The following is a 917-nucleotide window of genomic DNA, read 5'->3' as shown; positions in this document are numbered from 1 at the left end:
TTCCTGCTCCACCTCGTGCTCGACCCGTATCTCGAGGCGCAGAAGGCGCTGCCGGACGGAGCCACGGAGGCCACGACCTCAGGAGCGGCCGGCGGTTTCCTGCTGTACCTCAAGCTCTGCGGACTTGCTGCGCTGGTCGGATCCAGCCCGGTGTGGCTCTACCAGATCTGGGCGTTCATCCTCCCCGGCCTCCACCGCAACGAGAAGAAGTGGACCGCGATCTTCGCGGTCATCGCCGGACCGCTGTTCTTCGTCGGCATCGTGCTGGGCTACGTCACCCTGCCCAAGGGCCTCGAGATCCTGATCGGGTTGAACCCTGACGAGCTCACGAACCTCGTCGAGTTCAACGAATACCTCACCTTCTTCAGCCGAACCCTGTTGGGCTTCGGCATCGCGTTCGAGATCCCGGTCTTCGTCGTACTGCTCAACTTCGCCGGGGTGGTCAAGGGCAAGACACTCGGAGCGCACCGGCCCTGGATCATCGTCGGTTCCTTCATCTTCGCCGCCGTGATGACGCCTTCGGGTGACCCGTTCACCATGAGCTTCATGGCCGTCCCGATGGTGGTCCTGTTCCTCATCTCCGAAGTGATCGCGCGGTTCAACGATCGCCGGCGCGGCAAGAAGACCATCAACGCAGGCCTGTCACCCGACGAGGCGAGCCCGCTTCCCTGAGGGTGGTCCTCTAACCTTCACCTGTGCCTCGCGCGGTCGTCCTCACCAACCCCACGTCGGGGAAGGGACGCGGTGCGCGCCTGCGGGACGAGGCGCTGCCGAGGTTCCACGGTGCCGGCTGGCGTACGACGGCCCTCTACGGCCGAGACGCGGAGGAGTCCCTCGACCTGGCCCACGCGGCCGTCGCCGACGAGCCCGACGTGCTCGTCGTGTGCGGCGGCGACGGCATGGTCAACCTCGGGCTC

Annotated in this window: 2 protein-coding genes; both read left to right on the top strand. The window is 66.0% G+C overall.

Features of this window, described 5'->3' with window-relative positions; all coding sequences use genetic code 11:
• Nucleotides 1-672 (top strand): twin-arginine translocase subunit TatC (gene tatC, locus ACOADB_RS16830; protein WP_378600894.1); only part of this gene is annotated, 672 nt, incomplete at its 5' end.
• Between the two features lie 23 nt (nt 673-695).
• Nucleotides 696-917 (top strand): diacylglycerol/lipid kinase family protein (locus ACOADB_RS16825; RefSeq protein WP_378600892.1); only part of this gene is annotated, 222 nt, incomplete at its 3' end.

It is taken from the genome of Nocardioides sp. CPCC 206348, assembly GCF_048654705.1.
Lineage (GTDB): Bacteria > Actinomycetota > Actinomycetes > Propionibacteriales > Nocardioidaceae > Nocardioides.
Note: the sequence above shows the minus strand (reverse complement) of the source record. Positions and strands in the feature narration are given on the sequence as shown.